Below are 7683 nucleotides of genomic sequence, written 5' to 3' on the forward strand. Positions count from 1 at the left end.
CATACGCTATATGCTCTGTTCCGAGGAGCGTCGTCTACCGCATCGTCGACTCGGTTTCCAGCTGGCCGCGGCCTCCTGCTGAATAGGCGAGTGTCACTTCGGCAATCTTGTAATCGTATTGCGCTTCCGCCAGTCTGGTTTGCGCCGCCGTGACGGCGACTTCCGATTGCGTCACTTCGATCACCGAGCCGAGGCCGAGCTTGTAGCGTTGTTTCGCCAGTTGCAGGGATTCCTGCGCCGTCTTGACCTGCTCCTCCGCCAGCTTGATCTGTTGCACGAAGGTGATGGTGTCCAGATAGGAGTTGGTGACTTGCTGCGTGAGCGCTTGCTCGACGTTCGTGGCCGCCGCATCCGAGGCGTTTCGCTGCGCGCGCGCCTCATGGACTTGGTTCTCGATCAGAAACCCCGTGAAGAGGGGCATCGACACTAAGGCTCCCGCCGTCCACCAGCCTCCGGTCTGCTGATTCTGCCTCGCATCGAACGGCTCGAAGGTGCCTCCGCTGGCCAGCGCCGAGATCGTCGGGAAGTATTGCTGCTTCGTGGCGCGCAACTTCGCTTCGGCCGAGGCCGTTTGTTCTTTGAGCCGTTGGATTTCAGGGTGCGACAGGCTCTCGCCGATCAACGTGTCCAATGGGCGAGTCGGTTTGACGTCGATGGCCAGGTCTTCCAGCACATAATCGTCTTGGCCCGCTACGCCCATCGCCCGATTGAGGTCTGCATAGCTGGACTTCAAATCGTTGCGGCTGCGAATCAGGAACGACTCGGCATTGACGAGTTCGACGCGCACGAGGTTCCAATCCAGCTTGGATTTGAGTTGCTGGCGGTAGAGCGCCTCGATCTGACCGGCGATCAGGCCCCGTTCACGGACGGTTTCTTCCGCAATCTGCACCAGCTTGCGCCGTTTGAGGCTGTTTAAGTAGGTGCGTTGCACATTCAAGACCACGAGGGCGCGCCGCGCATTCACGTCTTGTCCCTGCGCTCGCTCGGCCAGTTGTGAGGATTCAACCAGGTTGCTGGTCACCCCGAAATCGTAGATGCGTTGGTTGGCGATCACACCCGCGGCGAAGATGCTTTGGTTTTGCTGGAGCAGGGCGCCACCGACCAGAAAGCGAGGGTTGGTGCGTCCCGCTCCGGCGGTGGTATCGGCGTTCGCATAGACTTGGGGGTAGTAGAGCGCGCGCGTCTGTTCGGTTCTTGCTTCAGAGGCCTTCAAGTTGGCGTTGCCCTCCTGGACAGCCGGATGGCTTTGCAGCGCCATCTCGACGGCCTGTTGCAAGCCGAGGAAGCCTCCGCGGGGCGGCGGTTCAGATGCGCGCGACAGCGGTTGTGCCGAGGCGGGAGCGGGCCCGCCAAGCGCGGCGAGGATTGTGAACGCGATCAGGCTGTGAGTGATCGTGCGATGCATGGGACCTCCTCTGGTCATGTCGATAGGTCTGTGTGAGCTAGTTGGTGTTCTTGGGCTGAGCGGTGTCTGTATGCGTGGCCGTCGGGCCGGACGCGCCAGGCGACCGTCGTTCGAATTTCTGCTGGGCCGGTTTCCCTTCCGGCAGGTTGAACGGCGCCGGAGAAACGAGCGAACGATCGACCAGTTTGCGCTTCCCGACGACGACGACCTCTTCGTCGCCAGACAGGCCGGAGGTAATCTCGATCCAGCGGCCGTCGCTGATGCCCGTCTGCACCGGCACCGACTTTGCGCGGCTGGCTTCGACGATGAACACGGATTTCCCTTTTGGCCCGCTGATGACCGCTTGAGGCGGGAGCACGAGCGCATCGGGAATTTCCCGCAATCCGAGAGAGACTTCCACAAAGGTGCCGGGGCGGAGCGCATGGTCGGGGTTCGGGAGATCGATTTCGACGAGCAGACTGCGTGTCGAGGGATCGAGCGCCAGGGTCGAACGGGTGACGGTGCCGGTGAACGAGCGCCCCTCCAATCCCTTGACGATCACGCTGGCCTTGGTGATACCGGGCTGCACCCAGGGTGAATCGTCCTGCGGCACGTTCGTATAGACGCGCACCGTATCGAGATCCATGATCGTGAAGAGCGGAATCGCTCCGGACGACGAGGCCGTGGCGATCTGGATCAGCGCGCCGGGATCGGCAAAGCGGGCCGTAATGATGCCGGCATAGGGCGCGCGAACTTTCGTGTAGTCGCGAAGCGCCATCCGCTGATCCACCAGATGTTTGGCCCCCTGGGTCGCCGCCTCCGCGACATCGACATCCTGCTTGGCGATCACGTCCGGCGATTCCTTCCAGACCTTGGCCAACCGTTCCGATGTCAGCCGCTTGATGTGGTAGTCGGACTGGGCCTGGTGGTACTGCTCTTCCACTTCCGGCGCATCGATAATGGCCAGGACCTGATCCTTCTTGACCGCATCGCCCTTGTCCGGTCCGATCCATTTCAGATAGCCCGATACCTTCGCGTAGAGCGTCGTTTGATAACGTGGAGAGACGTTCGCCGGCAGAGTGACGCTGTAGACCAACAGGCGTCTGGTCGGTTTCGTCACCTGCACATCGACCGGCTGGCTGTCGCCTTGTGCCACGGCCTCGGTCTGGTCCTGGCTGGAACCGGCTGGCGCTGCGGCTCCGGATGCGGCCTTCTTCGCAGGCTCTTCTTTGTCACAGCCGGTCAGGACCAGTAGCAGGGCGGCGACGATGCAGACTGAACGGTTCGACATGGTCCTAGATCTCCTCAGCAGAAGCGGGCGGGGTCGTTGGCAATTCATGGATGTGCACGCGTCGTCCCAAGACCAGCACATGCATCACCGGCACCACGAGCAGGGTCATGACGGTGGAGACGGCGAGACCCCCGACGACCGCGCGGGCCAGGGGCACCATCGTCTCGTTCCCTTCGCCGAAGCCCAACGCCAGCGGCAACAGGCCGAGGATCGTGGCGAGGGCCGTCATCAGGATCGGGCGAATGCGGCTGGTGCCGGCCTGGAATACGGCTTCCTCTGCGGTGGCGCCGGCGCGCACCCGGCGGTTGGCCGAGTCGACCAGCAGAATACTGTTGGAGACCACGATGCCCATCATCATGAGGGTGCCGATCATGGATTCCACATTGACCGAGGTGTCGGTCAGCAGCAGTAACAGCACCGTGCCGATCCAGCCCAGCGGCACCGCCACCAGGATGATCAAGGGATCGACTAAGGAGCGGAAGAGTCCGACCATCACGAGATAGATCAGCAGCACGGCGAGGGGCAAGGCGAAGGCAAAGTTGTTGATGGCGCCCCGCATGTTGGCGACCTCACCGCGGAGCTGCAAGGTCACATCCTTCGGGAGCTGGATGGTCGCCAGGACTGCTTCAATGTCTTTCGCGACATGGCCCAGGTCGTTGCCGACGGGGGTGATCAAGACGTCGATCAAGCGGGACAGGTCGTAATGGTCCACGGAGTCCGGGCCGGTCTTGAAGGAGAGGGACGCCACATCCCGGAGGAGCACGGGCGGTCCCCGCCGTTCATCACCGGAGGCATAGTTGCCGCTGGACAGTTCCATCTGCCGCCCGGCGAAGGGGGTGTTCTGGAGCGCCATCGTGGAGCCGCTTGCGCCGGTCGTGGTCAGCGAAGACATGGACCGGAGTTGCGTGCGGGCGCCGATGATCGGGATGTTGAGCAGGTCCTCGGTGCTGGTCAGGGACTGTTCCGGATACTGCGCCAGTAGGAAATAGCCGTTGGCAGTCTTCGGGTCGAGCCAGAAATTAGGGCTGAGCGCGATGTTCGAGCTGATGCCGGTGATCACGTCGATGATCACACGATCCTGCGCAATGCCGTAGTAGGCGGCCTTGGTGCGATCTACGTCGATGTGCATTTCCGGGTAGCTCTTGCCCTGCTTGATTCGCACATCCACTGTGTTCGGCACCCGCGCGACTTTCTGCTGAATCTCTTCCGCCACCGACCGGATGACGTCGAGCGTCGGCCCCTTCACCTGAATGTCGATCGGCGCACGCAAGCCGAAGTTCAGCACATCGCTGATGATGCCGCCGGTCTGAAAGGAGACTTCGACGCCTGGCAGGTTTTGGTGCAGCCTGGTTCGTAACGTGGCGATGTAGTCGTCCGTGCGGCCTTCGTGGCCGGTCACGAGGTTCACCAGGAGAAAGGCTGTGTGGTTGCCGGTGTTCGGTGCGAACCGGGCCGCATCGCCGAAATAAAGCCCCGTGTTGGAGATGACCTCTTCCAGGTCGCCTTTCGGGATGGTCTCCTGCACCAGTTTCTCGATCTGCGCGACAATCGCCGTGGTCTTTTCGATCCGCGACCCTTCCGGCGCCGAGATGTGCATGGTGAAATTGCCCGCATCGATCCGCGGGAAGAATTCCGTATGGAGGCGGGGGACCAGGAGGAGGGCGGTGCCGATGAGGGCGAGGAGGGCCAGGCCGATCACGACCGGCTTGAAGCGCAGGCCCGTCCGCAACAGCGGGACATACACAGCCAGGACATAGCGGAACCAGCCGGTGGAGGCGGAGCTTTCTTCCGTGCCGTCCCCGCCATGGCCCTTCGAATAAAAGTAGGCGAGGAGCACCGGCGTCACAGACATCGAGACCGCATAATCGGCGAGCATGGCAAAGGCCACGGTCATGGCCAGCGGCACGAAGAGAAATTTGATGATGCCGGTGAAGAACAGAATGGGGAGGTACACGATCAGGATGCAGATCGTGGCGACCAGAATCGGGAGTGTCAGTTCTGTCGCGCTGTCTTCCGCTGCGGAGCGGCCGTCTTTCCCCATCTCCAGATGGCGATGCAGGTTCTCCTGCACGACGATGTTGTTGTCCAACAGAGTGCCGATCACCAGCGCCAATCCGCCGAGCGTCATGATGTTCACGCTCTGGCCGGTCAAATAGAGCGCGACGAGGGCCGCGGTGAGCGAGAGGGGAATCGCTAGTCCAACGACGAGCGCCGCCTTGATGCTGCTGAGAAAGAAATAGATCATCAGCCCTGCCAGCACCGCGCCCAACAAGCCTTCCTTCTGCAGATTGGCAATTGCCTGCCGGATATAGAGGGACTGGTCGTAGATGAATTTGACCGTGGTGCCGGAAGGAATCTCCGTCAGCTTCGAGAGCTTGGCGCGGATGCCGTCCGTCACTTCCAGCGTATTGGCCCCCTCCTGCCTGGTGATGGGGATATAGGTGGCCTCGCGCCCGTTCACCCGCACGATCGAGGTTTGGATCGCGGCGCTGTCGGCCGCCGTGCCGATGTCGCGCACGAAGATCGGCGTGCCGTTCACGATCTTGATGGGGATGTCGTTGATCTTGTCGACCGCCTCGATGAGGCTGTTCGAATAGACGTAATAGTCCAGATCGCCGATCTTCATGTTGCCGGCCGGGATGATGGCGCTCTGGGAATTGACGGCTTTGACGACGTCGGAGGGGGACACGTCGCGGGCCATCATCCGCTGCTGATCGAGGAAGACGGTGATCTGCCTGACCTTGCCGCCCAGGGGGGGGCCGAACGAAATGCCGGGGATAGTGGCGATCTGCTGACGGATATTGAAATAGGCGAGATCGCGAATTTCTTTCGCACCAAGCGTCTCGCTGCTCACGGAGAGAAGTCCCACCGGCAGGCTCGCCACGCCGAATTTATAGACGGAGGGGGGATAGACGCCGGGTGGAAGCAGCCGGATGATGCTGTAGGCTAGGCTGGTCAGTTCCGACTGGGCCGAATCGATGCTGTATTCGGGCTGGAAGAAGACTTTGATGTAGCTCATCCCGGCGAGCGACTGGGATTCGATATGTTCGACGTAGCTCGCTTCGACGAACCGCTGCTCCATCTTGAGCGTAATCGCGCCTTCCATTTCGGTGGGGCTCAAGCCGCGGTAGAAGGTGGTGACGAGGATGGTCGGGATCTTGATCTCGGGGAAGATGTCCACCCGCATCTTCTGATAGGACACGCCCCCGAGGACGAGCATGATCATGCAGAGCGCAAAGACGGCGTAGGGGTTTTTGAGCGAGGCGCGGGTCAGCATGGAGTTCCGATCATAGGAAGAACGCGGTTTCTATCTATCCAGTACCGGCAGATATCGTGAATACATTGAACGAGTTCGGCAAAGGTGCCTGGTTTTACCACATAACCGTTCGCGCCGCTCGCATAACAGCGGGCGATATCGATTGGATCGTCGGAGGTGGTGAAGATGACGACGGGGAGCGCGGTGAAGCGGGGATCGGATCGGAGCCGCTTTAAGAAGTCGCATCCGTCCTGGCCGCGGAGATTCAGATCGAGCAAGATAAGTGCGGGCAGGGATGGCGAGGCGGCTGGCATGGTCTCTGTGCTCGCTGAGTGCGCACGATCAGAATGTGCTCCCTCAATGCGCGCAGTGGAGACCACACCAGCCGCCTCGCCAGGGGAACATCCAGGGACATGGGCTGCCAGGTGATTTAAGAATCGGAAGGCCGCTTCGGCGTCCTGTTCGATATAGAGGGTGACATTGATGCCGGTTTGGGCGAGCGCGAGGTGAAAGAGTTCGCATTCGCCTGGGCTGTCTTCGATCAAGAGGATGGAGGGGTGCGTCACCATATATATATAGGAGGGGATATCGCAGGGATTGTGCCGGGCGCGAAGAATGGGATGGTCTAACGGGAATACTTAACTATAACGGTGAGTTGAGTGGTTAACGTCTTGCGAGCGACGAACGACGAGATACGAGCGACGAGTTGAAAGATGGGGAGAAATTCCAGAGGGGAGGGGAAAAATTCCAGAGAGGAGAAAGAGCGGGTCCTGTCGCTGACCAGCCCAGCCGGCTTCGCACCCCGCCCGGTGTGGGGCCCCGCTGCAGGCGGCTGGGCTCCCAGGTCAGCGCCACCCGCTGGGAAATCATCTCGCCCTAGGGGGAGATGGGGAAGCGAGCGAGCTTGGAAGGAGCATTATAGCGGCCTGATCGGTCTCCTGTGCTCGCTGAGGCCGCACGATCAGAATGTGCTCCCTCAATGCGCGCAGTGGGAGACCGATTCAGGCCACCCGTCATCGTGAATAGAATCATCTATATGGGATGGATAGGATACGGGTAAACTCGGATGGAAAATAACACGGATTTCCTCTCTGACCGCCCAACTTGAAAATGCTGCTACTGCCAGCTCTCTTGAGTTGACACCTAATGCTAGCCAGTCGTAGCCTGCGTCCTATGAGTGGCTACTTTTCAGAATGTTTTAAGATATCTCCAGAAGCGCTCCAACAATATGGGGCTTTCGACATTTCCCTGGTTACAGATCTCCCTCTTTTTATTGATCCCTTCTTACTCTTCAACAGTAAGAAGGCTAAGTATCAAGCGCTCCATCAAGAAATTATTAAATACCTGACGTTTCTGAGAGAAAAATCGGACAGTGGCCATCTTGACCCTGGTCTCATAAGGGCATGGTTTAGGTTTCCAGAGGTGAAACAAACATGGTTGGGATTCACGGCATCCGGTAATAGGGGAAGTGGGCTTGGAAATCACTTTGCTTCGGCACTACATGAAAGCCTTCATAAGCTATTTGGGAATTTCGGTCGTGAGGGAATTACAAAGAGTAGCCACCTGGAAAAACTGTGTCTGATTAAAGAGCGGGTAGGCAGAGATAATATCACGCGGATTCAAGTAGCCAGTGCATAACGTCAACGACGGCGTGATGGAGTAACCTCTTGGCACACCAAGGGGTTACTGATGCGCACATATCGTCGGATCACCTACGAAGACCGGTGCCAGATTTACGCCTTGCGGACGGCA

The 7683-nt window shown here is 59.7% G+C and carries 5 protein-coding genes; 1 reads left to right on the forward strand and 4 read right to left on the reverse strand.

The window, feature by feature from the left end:
* Positions 1-34 precede the first annotated feature (34 nt).
* From Q7U76_01465 to Q7U76_01480, 4 genes are read right to left on the reverse strand one after another with little or no spacing between them, the layout of a single operon-like run.
* A complete protein-coding gene (locus tag Q7U76_01465; protein ID MDO8355044.1) occupies positions 35-1405 on the reverse strand; it encodes a TolC family protein in 1371 nt (456 codons plus the stop codon).
* 37 nt (positions 1406-1442) lie between these two features.
* Positions 1443-2675, reverse strand: a complete 1233-nt coding sequence (locus Q7U76_01470; protein MDO8355045.1) for an efflux RND transporter periplasmic adaptor subunit — start codon at positions 2673-2675, stop codon at positions 1443-1445.
* 4 nt (positions 2676-2679) lie between these two features.
* Entirely contained in the window at positions 2680-5952 is a 3273-nt protein-coding gene (locus tag Q7U76_01475; GenBank protein ID MDO8355046.1) for an efflux RND transporter permease subunit, read from the reverse strand.
* On the reverse strand, positions 5946-6500 hold the full coding sequence (locus Q7U76_01480; protein ID MDO8355047.1) for a response regulator: 555 nt from the start codon (positions 6498-6500) through the stop codon (positions 5946-5948). Before Q7U76_01480 ends, Q7U76_01475 begins: the two co-directional genes overlap by 7 nt.
* 604 nt (positions 6501-7104) lie before the next feature.
* Between Q7U76_01480 and Q7U76_01485 the strand changes: the two genes are divergently transcribed.
* On the forward strand, positions 7105-7569 hold the full coding sequence (locus Q7U76_01485) for a hypothetical protein (protein ID MDO8355048.1): 465 nt from the start codon (positions 7105-7107) through the stop codon (positions 7567-7569).
* Positions 7570-7683 lie beyond the last annotated feature (114 nt).

It is taken from the genome of Nitrospirota bacterium, from assembly GCA_030645475.1.
GTDB lineage: Bacteria > Nitrospirota > Nitrospiria > Nitrospirales > Nitrospiraceae > Palsa-1315.

Coding starts and splice junctions, on each gene's coding strand:
- Q7U76_01465 (MDO8355044.1), bottom strand. CDS start 1,405: ATGCATCGCACGATCACTCACAGCCTGATCGCGTTCACAATCCTCGCC.
- Q7U76_01470 (MDO8355045.1), bottom strand. CDS start 2,675: ATGTCGAACCGTTCAGTCTGCATCGTCGCCGCCCTGCTACTGGTCCTG.
- Q7U76_01475 (MDO8355046.1), bottom strand. CDS start 5,952: ATGCTGACCCGCGCCTCGCTCAAAAACCCCTACGCCGTCTTTGCGCTC.
- Q7U76_01480 (MDO8355047.1), bottom strand. CDS start 6,500: ATGGTGACGCACCCCTCCATCCTCTTGATCGAAGACAGCCCAGGCGAA.
- Q7U76_01485 (MDO8355048.1), top strand. CDS start 7,105: ATGAGTGGCTACTTTTCAGAATGTTTTAAGATATCTCCAGAAGCGCTC.